This window comes from Providencia sp. LY12 (genome assembly GCF_057621555.1).
Window position 1 is genome coordinate 276,762 of sequence record NZ_CM172594.1, and the last position, 17,789, is coordinate 294,550.

15 protein-coding genes are annotated in these 17,789 nt (G+C 45.1%); 12 read left to right on the forward strand and 3 right to left on the reverse strand.

Features of this window, described 5'->3' with window-relative positions; genetic code table 11:
- Window positions 1–2: 2 nt before the first annotated feature.
- The 3 genes from feoB to ACY3ZI_RS01225 all read right to left on the reverse strand — a co-directional run bounded on the left by feoB (window position 3) and on the right by ACY3ZI_RS01225 (window position 5,394).
- Entirely contained in the window at window positions 3–2,321 is a 2,319-nt protein-coding gene (feoB, locus tag ACY3ZI_RS01215) for a Fe(2+) transporter permease subunit FeoB (RefSeq protein WP_211887122.1), read from the reverse strand.
- Between the two features lie 54 nt (window positions 2,322–2,375).
- Window positions 2,376–2,606, reverse strand: a complete 231-nt coding sequence (feoA, locus tag ACY3ZI_RS01220) for a ferrous iron transporter A (protein ID WP_036948447.1) — start codon at window positions 2,604–2,606, stop codon at window positions 2,376–2,378.
- A gap of 448 nt (window positions 2,607–3,054) precedes the next feature.
- Window positions 3,055–5,394, reverse strand: a complete 2,340-nt coding sequence (locus ACY3ZI_RS01225) for a Tex family protein (RefSeq protein WP_487375848.1) — start codon at window positions 5,392–5,394, stop codon at window positions 3,055–3,057.
- 162 nt (window positions 5,395–5,556) lie between these two features.
- Here ACY3ZI_RS01225 and greB point away from each other — a divergent pair, with 162 nt between their 5' ends.
- From greB to ACY3ZI_RS01285, 12 genes are all read left to right on the forward strand, one after another.
- A complete protein-coding gene (gene greB, locus ACY3ZI_RS01230) occupies window positions 5,557–6,042 on the forward strand; it encodes a transcription elongation factor GreB (protein ID WP_036948453.1) in 486 nt (161 codons plus the stop codon).
- Window positions 6,043–6,156: 114 nt separating this feature from the next.
- Window positions 6,157–6,876 carry an osmolarity response regulator transcription factor OmpR gene (ompR, locus tag ACY3ZI_RS01235; protein ID WP_036948456.1) on the forward strand — a complete coding sequence of 240 codons (720 nt, stop codon included), beginning with the start codon at window positions 6,157–6,159 and terminating at the stop codon, window positions 6,874–6,876.
- Window positions 6,873–8,204, forward strand: a complete 1,332-nt coding sequence (gene envZ, locus ACY3ZI_RS01240; protein WP_211887125.1) for a two-component system sensor histidine kinase EnvZ — start codon at window positions 6,873–6,875, stop codon at window positions 8,202–8,204. Before ompR ends, envZ begins: the two co-directional genes overlap by 4 nt.
- 448 nt (window positions 8,205–8,652) lie before the next feature.
- On the forward strand, window positions 8,653–9,696 hold the full coding sequence (gene pstS / locus ACY3ZI_RS01245) for a phosphate ABC transporter substrate-binding protein PstS (RefSeq protein WP_487375849.1): 1,044 nt from the start codon (window positions 8,653–8,655) through the stop codon (window positions 9,694–9,696).
- Window positions 9,697–9,807: 111 nt separating this feature from the next.
- The gene (pstC, locus tag ACY3ZI_RS01250; protein WP_154626385.1) at window positions 9,808–10,764 is read left to right on the forward strand and encodes a phosphate ABC transporter permease PstC; all 957 of its coding nucleotides are present in this window, start codon (window positions 9,808–9,810) and stop codon (window positions 10,762–10,764) included.
- Window positions 10,765–10,766: 2 nt separating this feature from the next.
- Entirely contained in the window at window positions 10,767–11,648 is an 882-nt protein-coding gene (gene pstA / locus ACY3ZI_RS01255) for a phosphate ABC transporter permease PstA (protein ID WP_211887127.1), read from the forward strand.
- A 38-nt stretch (window positions 11,649–11,686) separates the two neighbouring features.
- A complete protein-coding gene (gene pstB / locus ACY3ZI_RS01260; RefSeq protein WP_036948470.1) occupies window positions 11,687–12,463 on the forward strand; it encodes a phosphate ABC transporter ATP-binding protein PstB in 777 nt (258 codons plus the stop codon).
- Between the two features lie 13 nt (window positions 12,464–12,476).
- A complete protein-coding gene (gene phoU / locus ACY3ZI_RS01265) occupies window positions 12,477–13,208 on the forward strand; it encodes a phosphate signaling complex protein PhoU (protein ID WP_006663093.1) in 732 nt (243 codons plus the stop codon).
- 241 nt (window positions 13,209–13,449) lie between these two features.
- Window positions 13,450–14,289, forward strand: coding sequence for an ABC transporter substrate-binding protein (locus ACY3ZI_RS01270; protein ID WP_487375850.1), 840 nt, complete (start codon window positions 13,450–13,452; stop codon window positions 14,287–14,289).
- Window positions 14,290–14,363: 74 nt separating this feature from the next.
- On the forward strand, window positions 14,364–15,116 hold the full coding sequence (locus ACY3ZI_RS01275; protein ID WP_211887129.1) for an amino acid ABC transporter permease: 753 nt from the start codon (window positions 14,364–14,366) through the stop codon (window positions 15,114–15,116).
- Between the two features lies 1 nt (window position 15,117).
- Window positions 15,118–15,870: an amino acid ABC transporter permease gene (locus tag ACY3ZI_RS01280; RefSeq protein ID WP_487375851.1), complete on the forward strand. Its 753-nt coding sequence runs from the start codon at window positions 15,118–15,120 to the stop codon at window positions 15,868–15,870.
- Window positions 15,871–16,108: 238 nt separating this feature from the next.
- Window positions 16,109–17,443: an NCS2 family permease gene (locus ACY3ZI_RS01285; protein ID WP_487375852.1), complete on the forward strand. Its 1,335-nt coding sequence runs from the start codon at window positions 16,109–16,111 to the stop codon at window positions 17,441–17,443.
- Window positions 17,444–17,789: the final 346 nt, after the last annotated feature.

Consider the following 17,789-nt stretch of genomic DNA (forward strand, 5'->3'; position numbering starts at 1 on the left):
CCTTAGTGGCAACTGTTGTTAGAACAACCTGAACACTGTTGCGCTGTTTTGGATTTAATATTAAACGTCACGCGGCTGCGCACGCGGCGTAGAGCGGTGATGAGGACAATATTAAACAGCAGCACAGCGCCAATGGTGATCAAGCTGTTTTGTGGATGTTCGCTAAATGTGGCTGTTTGATAGAACAGCGCGGCGAGGCTATAAGCCACGTTTAATCCCCACAGAATAGAGAATGTCATCCAGCTTTTGTTGGTTTCACGGGCGATTGCTCCCATGACTGACACACAAGGCACATACAGCAGCACAAAGATTAGGTAGCTATAAGCGGCGATATCTGAACCAAATTTCGCTGCCATGGTACCCATGGAGCCTGTTGCCATTTCGGCATCACCCATACTTGCTTCGATTGGGTTGGATAATGCACTGATGGAGAATGTCTCTTTTAAGCTATCCCATGTATCCGTGACTGCTGCACCTAACTCATCGAGCAGGTCAAACGATTCGGCATCGAAAGGTTCGCTGGTAATTGCTTCGGCGGTGTACAGGGTATTTAAAGTCCCAACCACCACTTCTTTAGCCATTGCACCAGTGATCAAACCAACTGTCGCTTGCCAGTTATCATTGTGCACGCCGATAGGCTGTAATACTGGGGTGATCACTTTACTGACGGAGGCCAGCGCAGAGTCATTGATGTTGTCCACAGGCTTGCCGGATAACGAAAAGCTGTTTAGTGCACCGATAAAAATACTTGCTACCACAATGACTTTACCCGCACGGATCACGAAGCCTTTTAAACGTTGCCAAGTTTGGATAAGCAATGTTTTTGCATGAGGTACATGGTATACCGGCAGTTCCATCACAAACGGGGACGCTTCACCGCGCATCAGGGTATGTTTCAGTAGCAGGCCTGTTAGGATTGCCACGACAATACCGAGAATGTAGAGGGAGAACACGACGCTTGCGCCGTTTTTACCAAAGAATGCCGCTGCAAATACTGCGAAGATAGCTAAGCGAGCACCGCAGGACATAAACGGTGCCATAAGCACAGTGATCAAGCGTTCACGAGGTGCATCTAAGGTTCTTGCTCCCATGATAGAAGGTACGTTACAACCGAAGCCAACAATTAATGGAACAAAAGATTTACCCGGTAAACCAAGAGCTTGCATCAGTCTGTCCATAACGAAAGCCGCTCGAGCCATATAGCCTGAGTCTTCCAAGATAGATAAAAACAGATACATCATGCCGATTTGTGGCACCAGAGGCAGAACGGTATTGATACCACCGCCAACACCTTGAGCAAGGAAAACGGTCAACCAATCAGGGAAGTTTGCTGTTGCTCCAATCCATTGAATACCATGAATAAAGATAGCTTCAGAGGCACCTTCAAAGAACGGTTGTAAAGCACCACCGATATTGATCGCAAGGACGAACATTAGATACATCACGAACAAGAAAATTGGCACGCCAAGCCAGCGGTTCAAGATAAATTTATCCAGCGCTTGAGTGAGTTTATTCGGCTCAGCGGCACTGTTATTAATCGCGGCGTCACAAATTGAGGCAATGGATTGATAGCGAGCGTCCGCAATGAGCAACTCGGGTTCTTCTTGCAAGGTATCTTTAAGTCTAAGGCGAGTTTCAGCAAATACTTGCTCAGAGATATCAGCTCGTTGGCGGCTATAAATATCGCCTTCTAAAATCTGGAGAGCTAACCAACGGCGCTGCTGCTGACTAAATTGCTGAGCAGAAATTTGCTCTGAAAGCATATCCACTGTTTGTAACAGTTGTGGCGGATATTGCACTAGGGCTTGTTGGCTATTTTGAGGATGGCTATCAATCGCTTGTTTGAGCTGTTCAAGGCCAGTTGCACGGGTAGAGACCATTGGGATAACAGGGCAACCGAGCTGTTTTTCGAGCTGTTTAACATCAATATCGATATGTTGGCTTTTGGCAATATCCAGCATGTTCAGTGCGACGATGCAGGGAACACCTAGTTCAACAAGCTGTAATGTCAGATATAAATTGCGCTCGAGGTTTGAGGCATCCACCACGTTGATCAACATGTCGGCTTCGCCACTTAAAATAAAGTAGCAGGCGATTTGCTCATCGAGGGAGGTTTGCTCTGAGATAGTTGTAAGGGAATAAGTACCTGGTAAATCAACGAGTTCAATCTTGTGTTCAGGTGTGTGGAAGCGTCCAACTTTACGTTCGACGGTCACTCCTGCCCAGTTACCGACGCGCTGACGTGACCCTGTTAACTGGTTAAACAAGGTTGTTTTACCTGCGTTAGGGTTGCCAATAAGGCCGATAGTTAATGGTTTCATAGTGTATGCCAGTCGTGAAAATGAAAATCTTTATTGGAATTAATCCAAAAATAATTAGTTCGCTTGAGCTTCATCTAAGTTAATCAGAGCTAAATCTTTTTTGCGTAATACTAAGCTGACGCGATGAGTTTCAATTTGCACGGGATCACCAAACGGCGCTACGCGCACAACTTTGAACACTGAGCCTGGAAGCAGACCGAGGGAAAGTAATTTTTGGCGATAGGCCGGACTTATCTCTGGTGAAAAGCCAAGTATTTTATAACTGCATTGAGGAAGTATGGACATAGTACCTTCCAATTACGGTTTATTCTGTTGATTTAACATGAAAACTGCGATGTTAAATTACAGAGAGTGTTATTAAGAATAATATTGATAATTATTATTATAAAAGTGGTTATCTTTAAAAGAAATAGAATGGAAGATAAAATTAAATCTAATTAACAATGAGAATCATAATCATCTACCATGATTATATTTAGCCTCTTTTTCGGGCAATATTAAATGATGTGGATCAAAAAGGGATTTAGTTGGCGGAGTTTTTTAAAACGAAAAGGCAGATGTTAGTATTGTTAATTAATATAATTAAATAAGACAAAATGCAGATAATAAATTGAATTAGTTATTTAATTTATTTCTATAAGAAAAATGGAATATGTTTAAATTAAGTACGGAGAAATGATTAAATACATTTTAATAAATGCCCTTACCGATAAAACAGCAAGGGCATCATATCTTAGCGCTTTTTACCAAAAGCAGCGGCCAGTGCATCACTCATCGCACTGTTGCTAGACGCAGAGCTAGATGATGAATTTCCTCGCGCATTCCCTCGTGAAGCAGGGGCTTTGCGGGTATTTCTATCTTGCGCTGGAGCCGCACTGCGAGGTGCGCTGCTACCTTCACCCGCTTGTTCATCTAAGCGCATAGTGAGCGCAATACGCTTACGAGCAATATCCACATCCAGCACTTTGACTTTCACAATGTCACCCGTTTTGACGACTTTGTGAGGATCTTCAACATAGCTGTTTGAAAGGGAAGAAATATGTACTAGACCATCTTGATGAACACCAATATCCACAAATGCCCCGAAATTAGTGACGTTAGTCACTGCACCTTCTAAGATCATTCCCGGTGTTAAGTCATTCATCGTTTCGACGCCGTCAGCAAAGGTTGCCGTTTTAAACTCAGGGCGTGGGTCACGACCCGGTTTTTCCAGCTCTTTGATGATGTCTGTGACGGTAGGAACCCCAAACTGTTCGGTGGTAAATTCACGTGGGCTTAAGCCATTTAATACCTGTGAATTGCCCATGATCTCTTTGAGTGGCTGACGTACAGCTTCAAGGATTTTTTCAACGATTGGGTAGGCTTCCGGGTGAACCGTTGAGGCATCCAATGGGTTATCCCCATTGGTGATACGCAAGAAACCCGCACACTGTTCAAAGGCTTTCGGACCTAAGCGAGCGACCTTGAGTAACTGTTTTCTGTCATTGAATTGACCGTTAGCATCACGCCAATCAACAACATTTTGCGCGATCATTTTGCTCAAGCCAGCAACACGGGTAAGTAGTGCCACGGAAGCGGTATTTAAATCGACGCCGACGGAGTTTACGCAGTCTTCAACGACTGCATCTAACTTACGGGCTAACTGAGTTTGGCTGACATCATGCTGATATTGGCCGACACCAATAGATTTCGGGTCGATTTTTACCAGTTCAGCCAGCGGGTCTTGTAAGCGACGAGCAATAGAAACCGCGCCACGCAGAGATACGTCTAAATCAGGGAATTCTAATGCTGCCAGCTCAGAAGCGGAATAAACAGAGGCGCCAGCTTCACTGACAATGACTTTTTGCGCTGTGACGTCAGGGAACTGTTTTTGTACTTCAGCAAAGAAGCGTTCGGTTTCTCGTGATGCAGTTCCGTTACCAATCGCGACCAGCTCAACGTGGTATTTCTGGCATAATGCGGCAACGATAGCAGCCGCTTTGGCAGCTTGGCCTGTGTGCGGGTAAATGGTATCTGTCGCCATGACTTTACCCGTCGCATCAACGACCGCGACTTTGACACCTGTACGTAAACCCGGATCGAGACCCATCGTGGCACGCATACCCGCAGGAGCTGCCATCAATAAATCACTGAGGTTACGGGCGAATACGTTAATTGCTTCTTCTTCCGCTTTCTCGCGCAGGGCGCTCATGATCTCGGTTTCTAGGTGCAGTAACACTTTGACTCGCCAAGTCCAACTAATGACGGCTTTACGCCATTGGTCAGCGGGGGCATTGTTCAAACGAACATCTAAATGGCGAGTAATAATTTCTTCGCAATAACTCTCTTTTGGCGGCTCTTCAAACTGAGGGTCGCAGTTGAGGGATAACTGCAAAACACCTTCATTGCGACCACGGAACATGGCCAAAGCGCGGTGTGAAGGAACTTGAGCAACGGGTTCATGGTGATCAAAATAGTCGCTAAATTTTACACCCTCAGTCTGTTTGCCATCAGCAACAACAGAAACAATGTGCGCATTCTTCCAAATATAGTCGCGAACTTTCGCTAATAAGGTAGCATCTTCGGCGAAACGCTCCATTAAAATGTAGCGAGCACCATCTAAAGCGGCTTTGGTATCCGCAACGCCTTTATCTGCGTCAACATAGCTTTGTGCAAGTGTATCCGGTGACTGGCTTGGATCGTTCCACAGCGTATCCGCTAAGGGTTCTAAGCCCGCTTCGATAGCAATTTGCCCACGAGTACGGCGCTTTGGTTTGTAAGGGAGGTAAAGATCTTCGAGTTCGGTTTTATTCAGCGTTGTATTGATAGCAGAAGCGAGTTCTGGAGTAAGCTTACCTTGTTCATCAATGGATTTTAGAATGGTTTGCTTACGGTCGTTTAACTCTCTCAAATACCCTAAACGGCTCTCTAGCTGACGTAGCTGAGTGTCATCCAATCCCCCCGTAACCTCTTTACGGTAGCGGGCGATAAATGGGACGGTATTGCCTTCATCCAATAATGTAATGGCTGAAAACACCTGTTTTGGTTGGGCTTGTAGTTCGGCCGCAATAATTTGGCTTAGAGTTTCATTCATGTCGTGTTTAAATACCTACTCAAAGAACAGTGAAAATAGACTGCACAGTTATACTTGCTGGTAGACAGAATTGCCAGACAGAATTTTTGTCTAGTGGTAGGCAAGTCGCAGATTATATTTTATAAAATATTATAATTATCCGATTTATATACCTTTAATGAGATGAATAAGAGCCTTTTAATTACCCGTGAAGGATGGGATGCTTTAGACAAAGAACTTAAATATCTTTGGAAAGAAGAGCGCCCTCGAGTGACGCAGTCCGTCTCTGAAGCCGCAGCCCAGGGCGATCGTTCCGAAAACGCAGAATATATTTACGGTAAAAAACGGCTGCGGGAAATAGACCGCCGTATTCGTTTTCTATCCAAAAGATTGGATCAGCTTAGAATTGTTGAACCCGATCCTCGACAAGAGGGGCGTGTGTTTTTTGGCGCATGGGTTAAGCTTGAAGATGATAATGAAAATATCAGAATTTTCCGGTTAGTGGGGGCTGATGAATTTGATCCTGCTAAGCAGTGGATTTCTATCGATTCACCAGTAGCTCGCGCATTAATTGGCAAGCAGGTTGATGATGAAGTGGTCGTTACAACGCCGGGCGGAAAAGTCACGTATTTTGTGCTAGAGATTAGCTATAAACCATTAATCAGTTAACGAGTAAAATGATTCATTAAAGTTAGTGTTAATGGTAAATTAATGGCATGAATATTATTTTTGTTACTTTCATCAGCAGAATAATTCTAAAATTCCACACTTTGGGGGCTATAAATGCAGGAAAGTTATAAAGTTCTCGTCGTCGATGATGATATGCGTTTACGTGCTCTGCTTGAACGTTACCTCACCGAGCAGGGTTTTCAGGTAAGAAGTGCAGCGAATGCTGAACAGATGGACAGGATCCTAACACGGGAATCTATTCATTTAATCGTATTGGACTTAATGCTTCCTGGGGAAGATGGCTTATCTATTTGCCGTCGTTTACGTAGTCAAAATAACCCAATTCCAATCATTATGGTTACCGCGAAAGGCGAAGAAGTTGACCGTATTGTGGGCTTAGAAATTGGTGCGGATGACTATATCCCTAAACCGTTTAACCCTCGTGAACTGTTAGCGCGTATTCGTGCGGTGCTGCGTCGCCAAGCGAACGAGTTACCGGGTGCACCATCGCAAGATGATGCCGTCATCACTTTTGGTAAATTTAAATTGAACCTCGGAACCCGTGAAATGTTCCAAGGCGAAGAAAATATGCCATTAACCAGTGGTGAGTTTGCGGTGTTGAAAGTATTAGTTTCTTATCCACGCGAACCATTATCTCGTGACAAGCTGATGAGTTTGGCTCGAGGTCGTGAATACAGTGCGATGGAACGTTCTATCGACGTTCAAATTTCACGTTTACGCCGTATGATTGAAGAAGATCCTGCGCACCCACGTTACATTCAAACCGTTTGGGGCTTAGGATACGTATTTGTTCCAGATGGAAGTAAAGCATGAAGCGACTGAGGTTCTCACGACGTAGTACATTTTCTCGCTCGTTATTTTTGTTTGTCGCACTCCTGTTCGCAAGCCTTGTGACCAGCTACATGGTTGTATTGAATTTTGTTGTGATGCCAAGCTTACAGCAGTTCAATAAAGTGCTTGCCTATGAAGTACGTACATTGATGACAGAGAAAATGGTTCTACAAGATGGAACCTCAGTGCGAGTTTCACCCGCATTACGTAAAAAAATCTACAATGAGCTCGGTATTACCTTTTACGCCCATTCAGCGGCGATGGAAGAGGGATTAAACTGGGCAAAAGAGTATGATTTTCTAAGTGAAAACATGTCGGAATACTTGGGTGGCAAGGCCAGCGTGCATCTGGAGCTTGGGCGTGAGTATCCGATATTGTGGTTAACATCCTACCTAGCACCAGATATTTGGGTGCGCGTTCCACTCACCGAAATCGGCCAAAATCAGTTTTCTCAAGTTTTCCGCTATACACTCACGGTCTTTCTCACGATTTTTGCGGGGGTTTGGCTCTATATTCGCTATCAAAACAAGCCATTATTAGAGCTGGAATATCACGCGGGTGAGGTCGGTAAGGGGCATGTTATGCCGCCGATGCAAGAGAAAGGTGCCACAGAGGTTCGCGCGGCTATTCGCTCGTTCAACCATATGGCGGCAGGGATAAAATCCCTCGAAAATGACCGCACTGTATTAATGGCAGGGGTCAGCCATGACCTTCGAACGCCACTGACGCGAATTCGTCTCGCAACGGAAATGATGGGACCAGAAGATGGCTATCTCGCTGAATCTATCAACAAAGATATTGAAGAGTGCGACGCAATAATCGGCCAATTCATGTCTTACCTGAAAACAGGGCAAGAGATGGATATGGAGTTCTGCGACCTCAACGCTATCCTCAACGAAGCTGTTGTTGCTGAAACCAACGTCGTGGGAGAAATTGAAACCAATTTAGTCTCAGGACCAGTGATGTTCAACGGTAACCATCTTGCTATCAAACGCGCGATTACCAACATGATAGTCAACGCTTATCGCTACGGAAATGGCTGGATCAAAGTCAGCAGTGGTAAAAATGAAGATTATGTTTGGTTCCAAGTTGAAGATGATGGCGCGGGGATCAAAGAAGAAGACATTCAACGCCTATTCCAGCCGTTCGTACAGGGTGAAAAAGCCCGTAGCAACAAAGGTACAGGGCTGGGGCTCGCGATAATTCGCAGGATTATAGATGCTCACGAAGGGAATATTGAGATCCATAAAAGTGAGCGTGGCGGGTTTGCTATTCGAGCCTTGCTCCCTCTCAAAGAACGCGAAGACTAAATATCTCGTCGTATTTCAACTTGTAGGGGTGTTGACTACGCTCAGCTACTCAGGTCACATACTAATGTATGCTCCCTGAGATATCTTTGCTTGTCGCCTACCTACAAGCTGAAATACTTAGAGATATACTGTGTAGATAGAAAGATAGAAAGATAGAAAGATAGAAAGAAAGATAGAAAGAGAAATAAATTTTTTCATTTATGACAATATGTCATATTCCAAACGCTAAGCTGTCACATTCGCTGTTCTTATTTAGTTTGTTGAAAAATAAGTAAATAATCATTTTTGTACCATTCTGCTACACTTAATCATGTCGATAAAATCTGCAAATGTCATAAAACTGTCATAAAGCTGACATATTGCCGTAACTCAATTGTCCTATTTTCCCTACCGTGACATACACCCAATAATTTAATACTTGATTATTTCTTACATCCCCGGAGGGATTATGAAAATGATGCGTACCACACTAGCAAGCGTAATGGCAGCAACCTTATCTCTGACTGCAATGTCTTCTTTTGCTGCTACCAGCCTGACCGGAGCTGGCGCGACATTCCCTGCTCCTGTTTATGCGAAGTGGGCAGATACTTATCAGAAAGAAACAGGTAATAAAATTAACTATCAGGGGATCGGTTCTTCTGGTGGTGTAAAACAGATTAATGCAAAAACAGTTGATTTCGGTGCGTCTGATGCGCCATTGACTGATGAAAAACTCAAAGAAGACGGCTTATTCCAATTCCCAACCGTGATTGGTGGTGTGGTTTTAGCGGTAAACGTTAAAGGCATCGAATCTAATCAACTGGTTCTTGATGGTAAAACTCTGGGCGACATCTACTTAGGCAAAATTGCAAAATGGAATGACCCAGCCATCGCAAAACTGAATCCAAACGTAAAATTACCTGACCAAAACATCGCTGTAGTTCGCCGCTCTGATGGTTCTGGTACCACATTCGTCTTCACAAGCTACTTAGCAAAAGTTAGCTCAAACTGGAAAGATGAAGTGGGTGCAGGTTCAACGGTTAACTGGCCGAAAAATAGCGTAGGCGGTAAAGGTAACGACGGCGTTGCAGCCTTTGTTCAACGTCTGCCAGGCTCTATCGGTTATGTAGAATATGCTTACGCAAAACAGAATAATCTTGCGTATACTAAGCTGGTTTCTGCAGATGGCCAGCCAGTTTCACCAACAGGTGAAAGCTTCAGCGCAGCAGCGAAAAAAGTAGATTGGTCTAAATCATTTGCACAAGACCTGACTAACCGTGAAGGCGCTAACGCATGGCCAATTACCTCTACCACATTCATCTTAGTTCACAATCAACAAGCGGATGCTGAGAAAGGTAAAGCGGTTCTTGATTTCTTCAACTGGGCTTACGACAAAGGTGGTAAACAAGCAGAAGCATTAGATTATGCTGTGTTACCTCAAGAAGTTGTGACCGCAGTACGTGCAGCATGGAAAACAGAAGTAAAAGATAGCCAAGGTAAAGCACTGTTCTAAGTGCCCCTCGGGTTGGAAAAGGGTAAGCGGGGGCTGAGGAATAGCTCCCGCTTATTCACCGTAGTAACGTAAGTCCTACTGAAAAGTAGGCATGGAATGAGAACAAAGCGCATGGCCGAAAAAATAACGGCATTCAAAGCCCCTAGTAAATCGGGCGACGTGATTTTTAGTGCATTAGTCAAAATAGCAGCGCTAATCACTCTCCTCATGCTTGGTGGCATTATTATTTCCCTGATTTTCGCATCTTGGCCAAGTATGCAGAAATTCGGATTTTCGTTTTTGTGGAACAAAGAGTGGGATGCGCCAGCAGAACAGTTTGGTGCATTAGTGCCTATCTACGGCACCATCGTTACATCATTAATCGCTCTGATTATCGCCGTGCCAGTGAGTTTTGGTATCGCACTATTCTTAACAGAGCTAGCGCCTAACTGGTTAAAACGTCCATTAGGTATTGCGATTGAGCTTCTCGCGGCTATCCCAAGTATTGTTTACGGTATGTGGGGGCTGTTTGTCTTCGCTCCATTATTTGCAGAATACTTCCAAGAACCGGTTGGTAATGTCATGTCGAGCATTCCAATTGTTGGCGAACTTTTCTCAGGCCCTGCGTTTGGTATCGGTATTCTTGCGGCAGGTATTATCCTTGCCATTATGATCATTCCTTACATCGCCTCGGTAATGCGCGATGTGTTTGAACAAACTCCTGTGATGATGAAAGAGTCAGCCTACGGAATTGGCTGTACCACATGGGAAGTGATTTGGAACATCGTTCTGCCTTATACCCGTAATGGGGTGATTGGCGGGGTGATGCTGGGGCTAGGTCGTGCATTGGGAGAAACCATGGCGGTGACATTCGTCATTGGTAACACTTACCAGCTCGATAGCCCTTCACTGTTTATGCCGGGTAACAGTATTACCTCTGCGCTGGCGAACGAATTTGCTGAAGCGGAAAGTGGTTTACACACCGCAGCGCTGATGGAACTTGGTTTAATTCTGTTTGTGATTACCTTCATTGTTCTGGCGATTTCCAAGCTGATGGTAATGCGCCTTGCTAAGAATGAGGGACGCTAATTATGTCGAATTATGAACCTGTTGTAGTGAATCAAAAAGAACGCGCACGCCGCCAAGCATGGCGTCGTCAAGTCAACAGAATGGCATTATTAGTCTCCATGCTGACGATGGCGTTTGGTCTGTTCTGGCTAGTGTGGATTTTATTCTCCACGGTAACCAAAGGGATTGATGGCATGTCCCTCAATCTGTTTACTGAAATGACTCCGCCGCCAAATACAGAAGGCGGTGGTTTGGCGAACGCCATTGTGGGAAGTGGATTGCTTATCTTGTGGGCGACTGTTATCGGGACTCCATTAGGGATTTTAGCGGGTATCTACTTAGCGGAATATGGTCGCAAATCGTGGTTAGCTTCGGTGACGCGTTTTATTAACGACATTCTGTTATCTGCGCCTTCAATTGTGGTTGGTCTGTTTGTTTACACCATTGTGGTGGCTCAAATGCAGCATTTCTCGGGTTGGGCGGGGGTAATTGCACTTGCATTACTGCAAATCCCAATTGTTATTCGTACCACTGAGAACATGTTGAAGCTCGTGCCTGATAGCCTGCGTGAAGCGGCATATGCACTGGGTACACCAAAATGGAAAATGATTTTATCCATTACATTAAAAGCATCTGTATCTGGGATTATTACCGGTATTTTGCTGGCTATCGCGCGTATTGCGGGGGAAACCGCACCGCTGCTGTTTACGTCACTCTCGAACCAATTCTGGAGCACCGACATGAATGAGCCAATTGCTAACTTACCAGTGACTATCTTCAAATTTGCAATGAGTCCGTTCTCTGAATGGCAGCAATTAGCATGGGCAGGGGTTCTCCTAATCACCTTATGTGTCCTGTTAATCAATATCATTGCCCGTGTTGTGTTTGCACAGAAAAAACACTAATCCCAGACGAATAAAAGAATTGATAGAGAGAAGTAGCCATGATTAATGCAAACGATATTGCAAACAGTAAAATTAAAGTTCGTGACCTTAACTTCTACTATGGAAAGTTTCACGCGCTGAAGAATATCTCTTTAGACATTGAAAAGAACAAAGTGACTGCGTTTATCGGCCCATCAGGTTGTGGTAAATCCACGCTGCTGCGTACCTTCAACAAAATGTACGAACTGTATGGTGAGCAACGCGCAGAAGGCGAAATTTTACTGGATGGTCAAAACATCCTGACTGATAAACAAGACATCGCGTTATTACGTGCAAAAGTCGGTATGGTGTTCCAAAAACCAACGCCATTCCCGATGTCTATCTACGACAATATCGCGTTCGGTGTGCGTTTGTTTGAAAAGCTGTCCCGCGTCGAAATGGACGAGCGTGTGCAGTGGGCGCTAACAAAAGCGGCACTGTGGAATGAAACCAAAGATAAACTTCACCAAAGCGGCTATAGCCTCTCTGGTGGTCAGCAACAGCGTCTGTGTATTGCGCGTGGTATCGCCATTCGCCCAGAAGTTCTGTTACTCGATGAGCCATGTTCTGCTCTGGACCCAATTTCAACGGGGCGTATTGAAGAGTTGATCAGCGAATTGAAATCAGAATATACCGTGGTGATCGTTACTCACAACATGCAACAAGCGGCGCGCTGCTCTGATTACACGGCATTTATGTACTTGGGTGAGTTGGTGGAATTTAATAACACTGACAAGATGTTTACCACCCCAGAAATGAAACAAACTGAAGATTATATTACTGGCCGCTACGGTTGATATGGAGCCGACGATGGATACGCTGAACCACAACAAACATATATCAGGGCAGTTCAACGCTGAACTGGAACATATCCATACTGAGTTGATGACCATGGGAGGGCTAGTTGAAGAGCAGCTCACCAAGGCTATCACTGCGATGCATAATCAGGATGAAGCCCTAGCGCGAGAAGTGATTGCCAATGACCATAAAGTCAACATGATGGAAGTGGCAATCGATGAAGAGTGCGTCAAAATCATCGCTAAGCGCCAGCCAACCGCGAGCGACTTGCGTTTGATTATGGCAATCTCGAAAACCATCGCTGAACTGGAAAGAATCGGTGACGTCGCGGATAAAATCTGCCAAACCGCACTGGAAAAATTCTCTCAGCAGCACCAGCCATTGTTGGTGAGCTTGGAGTCATTAGGTCGCCATACCGTGCAAATGCTGCATGACGTGCTAGATGCTTTTGCGCGCATGGACTTGGAAGAAGCTATCCGTATTTATCGTGAAGATGAAAAGGTAGACCAAGAATACGAGGGGATTGTCCGTCAGTTAATGACGTATATGATGGAAGACCCGCGTACCATTCCAAGTGTTTTAACTGCGCTGTTCTGTGCTCGCTCCATTGAGCGTATCGGTGACCGTTGCCAGAACATTTGTGAATTTATTTTCTACTATGTTAAAGGGCAAGATTTCCGCCATGTAGGTGGAGACAGCCTTGAAAAAATGCTGACTAGTTCGAAAGATAGCAACAAAGAGTAACTGTTAAACCACTGGGGTGCTGGCCACCGCAGTGTTCATCTTCTTCATTTTCTTCTTGCTCGATAAGAGTCTTAATCTGCAACATTTTAGGGGTCGCTCCGATGGATTTTCACCCCTTTTTTTATGTCTATTCATATTCCAAATTGATATAAATATATTATTTAATATTATTTCAAGTGCTAAGAAATAGTTGATAGCTTGTGATGGTCGATTTACACAAATTTACCGTTAGGGGCATTTAATGAAAGCACGTTTTCTTACTTCCGCACTTGTAGTTGCTGGTCTGGCGCTGACAGCGAATGTCGCTAGCGCAGATAAATTAGATGATATTAAACAAGCGGGAGTGATCCGCATTTCTGTTTTTGACAGTAATCCCCCATTCGGATTTATTGATCCTAAAACCAAGAAACTCGCTGGCTATGATATCGATATCGCCCAAGCGATTGCTGATGATCTTGGCGTGAAATTAGAGCTGCGTCCAACCAACCCAGCTAACCGCATTCCACTGTTAACATCCGGCAAAGTTGACCTGATTGGTGCCAACTTCACTATTACGGATGAGCGTGCAAAACAGGTGGATTTCTCCATTCCTGACTTTGCAACAGGGCAAAAATTTATCGCGCGTAAAGGCGTACTGAAAACCCCTGAAGATATCGCTCCACTGCGTATTGGTGCAGACAAAGGAACTGTTCAGGAAGTGACTCTGCGCGAACGTTTCCCGAATACCAAAGTCATCTCTTACGACGATACCCCGCAAGCTTTCGCAGCGCTACGTAACGGTAACGTACAAGCGATCACCCAAGATGATGCGAAGCTGGTGGGCTTGCTCGGTAACTTGCCAGAAAAAGTGAAAGCAGACTTTGAAATTTCACCATTTAGCTTAACCAAAGAGTACCAAGCGCTAGGTGCGAGCAAAGGGGAAACGCGTTTAATTGAAAACGTGAATGCTACCTTGCTGAAACTGGAGAAAGAAGGCAAAGCGAACGAGATTTATAACCGTTGGTTTGGTCCAGACACCAAAGCGGCACAACCACGTGGTGAATTCAAATTTGCCCCATTGAGCGAGCAGCCTAAATCTTAAGTTAGTCATGCAGTTTAGTGAGAGTAAACGCCCCTGCCATGTTGCAGGGGTTGTCAGTTATAGCGAGGCGAAATATGTTCGACAAATTTTTCAGCGGTGACTTCTGGTCTGCGCATCTACTAGCACCACAATACCTTGAGTGGTTTGGCTATGGCTTTTTGCTCACAGTCTGGATCTCGATTTGTACGATCATCGCTGCCACGCTATTAGGTTTTATTGCCGCCTCGGCAAGAGACAGCCAAATCGCGCCGCTACGCTGGTTTGTGACCGTTTATATTTCGATTTTCCGTAATACGCCGCTGCTGGTGCAACTGTTTTTCTGGTATTTTGCCTCGGGAGAAATTCTCCCTGAATCAGCAATGGAATGGCTGAATACGCCCCATGAAATTGAAATTTTAGGGATAACATTAGGCTGGCCGTCCTTTGAATTTTTAGCCGGATTTGTTGGTTTAACGCTATACACCGTGCCTTTCATTGCGGAAGAAGTGCGCTCAGGTATCCGAGGCGTGCGTCAAGGACAGAAACAAGCGGCTCTCGCTTTGGGGCTGACATCATGGCAGTCCATGCGTTTAGTGATTTTACCGCAAGCCGTAAAAATCGCGTTACCGCCGCTGTTAGGGCAATACATGAACGTCGTCAAAAACTCGTCATTAACCATGGCTATCGGGGTGGCGGAGCTCTCTTATGTATCACGCCAAGTAGATAGTCAATCATTACAAACATTTGCTGCATTTGGTTTAGCAACAGTGCTGTACATCGCAATCATCGCCGTAATGGAAGGCTGGGGTCAGTGGCGACAACAGCGTCAGTTGGCTCAGGGGGTATAAGATGGATTTTTCAGTCATTACGGATAACTGGCAATATCTGCTATTTGGGGCTTATCCTGATGGTCCCTTGGAGGGTGCAGCCCTAACGCTAATTATGAGCATACTGGCTGGCGCCGCGTCTATTGCTCTGGGCACATTGGGTGGTATTGCACTGGCGATGCTACGTGGCTTCTGGATGAATTTATTTGCCGCCGTTTTAGGTTTTTTCCGCGCCATTCCCGTCATTATGTTGATTTTTTGGACTTACTTTCTATTGCCTATTGTCTTCGGAACGGAAATTCCAGGCGTGACGGCGGTGGTGTGTGCATTAGCACTGATCACTTCAGCCTATTTAGCCCACGGCGTGAAAGCGGGAATTTTAGCTATCGGTCAAGGGCAATGGAACGCCGGGCTTTCTCTCGGGTTTAACCGCTGGCAAGTGCTGTGGAATGTGGTGTTACCTCAAGCATTACGAATGATGGTACCTTCCTTTATTAACCAATGGGTTGCGTTAATTAAAGATACCTCTCTGGCGTATATTGTGGGGGTAGCAGAGCTGTCATTCCTAGCAACACAGGTGAATAACCGTGAAATGATCTATCCGCTGGAAGTGTTCCTGTTTGTGGCATTTATCTACTTTGTGATGTGCCTGTCAGTCGAAATTATTGCCAATCAAGTGGCGAAAAAACTCAGTGATAAAAGCGCAGCACGTAGTCGTTCAGCAAAACGCGGTTGGCTGTTTTGGCGACGTCAAAAGCTGATTGCGCTTTCTTGATTTACGCCAAATAGCCCAAAAGCGGCGAAATTCCTCAATGGCGGTGTGACAACCGCCATATTTCTCTCGATATTCATTTACAGTATCAGTCAGTTAGGAAATACGACTTATTTAAAATGACGCAATCGTTTTCTTTTGCATCGTTTAGTTGTACCATGAGCCGAAAAAAACTTTTTTTCGTGCCCACCACGCATCCATTAGCAATCTAGGGCATGACATTTCGACAAGGCGCATTTTAATGACTAATCAATCATCTGGCTCCTCGCAATCGCAGGGTCTGTTTCAGCGTGTGTTTAAATTACAAGAACACGGTACCACCGCAAGAACAGAGCTTGTTGCAGGGTTCACCACCTTCCTGACGATGGTATATATCGTTTTCGTTAACCCACAAATTTTGTCCGTTGCTGGCATGGATATCAAAGCGGTATTCGTAACCACCTGTTTAATCGCAGCCATCGGCAGTATTTTAATGGGCTTACTGGCAAACTTACCTATCGCCGTTGCACCTGCGATGGGGCTAAACGCTTTCTTTGCTTTTGTGGTCGTTGGGGCGATGGGCTATTCATGGCAAGTCGCTATGGGCGCGGTATTCTGGGGCGCAGTGGGCTTATTTATTCTGACGTTATTCCGTATTCGTTACTGGATCATCGCCAATATTCCTCTGAGTTTACGAGTGGGGATCACCAGCGGTATCGGTCTATTTATCGCCATGATGGGACTGAAAAACTCCGGTATTATCGTCGCAAATCCAGATACTTTAGTGTCGATTGGTAACCTAACTCACCATAATGTGTGGCTAGGGGCATTAGGCTTTTTCATTATCGCCATTTTAGCGGCGCGTAATATCCATGCGGCAGTATTGGTGTCTATCGCCGTGACGACGCTGATTGGCTTAGCGCTGGGTGATGTGAAATATACGGGCATTTTCTCAATGCCACCAAGCATTACCAGTGTTGTTGGCCAAGTGGACTTTGCTGGCTCACTGGATCTGGCACTTTCTGGGGTTATCTTTGCCTTTATGTTGGTAAACCTGTTTGACTCCTCCGGCACTATGATTGGGGTAACAGACAAAGCGGGTATTACCAACGAGCACGGGACTTTCCCTCGCATGAAACAAGCACTGTATGTGGATAGCTTAAGTTCTGTGGCAGGTTCTGCTATGGGGACTTCATCCGTAACGGCGTACATCGAAAGCTCTTCAGGGGTGTCGGTGGGTGGTCGTACAGGCTTAACCGCGATTGTCGTCGGTGTGTTATTCCTATTGACGATGTTTATCTCTCCGTTGGCAGGTATGGTTCCTGCTTATGCAACCGCAGGCGCGTTGATTTATGTTGGCGTTCTGATGACTTCAAGCTTAACGCGCGTGAAATGGGATGACTTAACAGAATCCGTTCCTGCGTTTATTACTGCGGTCATGATGCCATTTAGCTTCTCGATTACAGAAGGTATTGCGTTAGGGTTTATTGCGTACTGTGCGATGAAGATTGGTACAGGGCGCTGGCGTGATCTGGGTCTGTGTGTAATTTTAGTAGCGGCGATGTTTTTACTCAAAATGATCCTCGTCGACGCCTAATCTTCGTCATACTTCAAGCTGTGGCGTTGTTGTCTTCTCTCGGCTACTCGGGTCACATACTTATGTATGCTCCCTGAGATAACCTCGATTGACGCCTAGCCACAACTTGAATTATTTAGAATATTACTCAGGATATCTTTCTATTTTCTATTTTCTATTTTCTATTTTCTATTTTCTATCCTCTGGCGATACAGCTAGTTAGGCTCTCCCTTTTTGTTGCTTGCATGCAACTCAAATTATTTAAGGTATAATCATTAAAGTACTGTTGCGAATGCAAAGTGAGATAAAATTCACCTAAATTGCAAAGTAGTGCTTTCGCTGCTTAAGGGATCCTGCTAGATTCCGC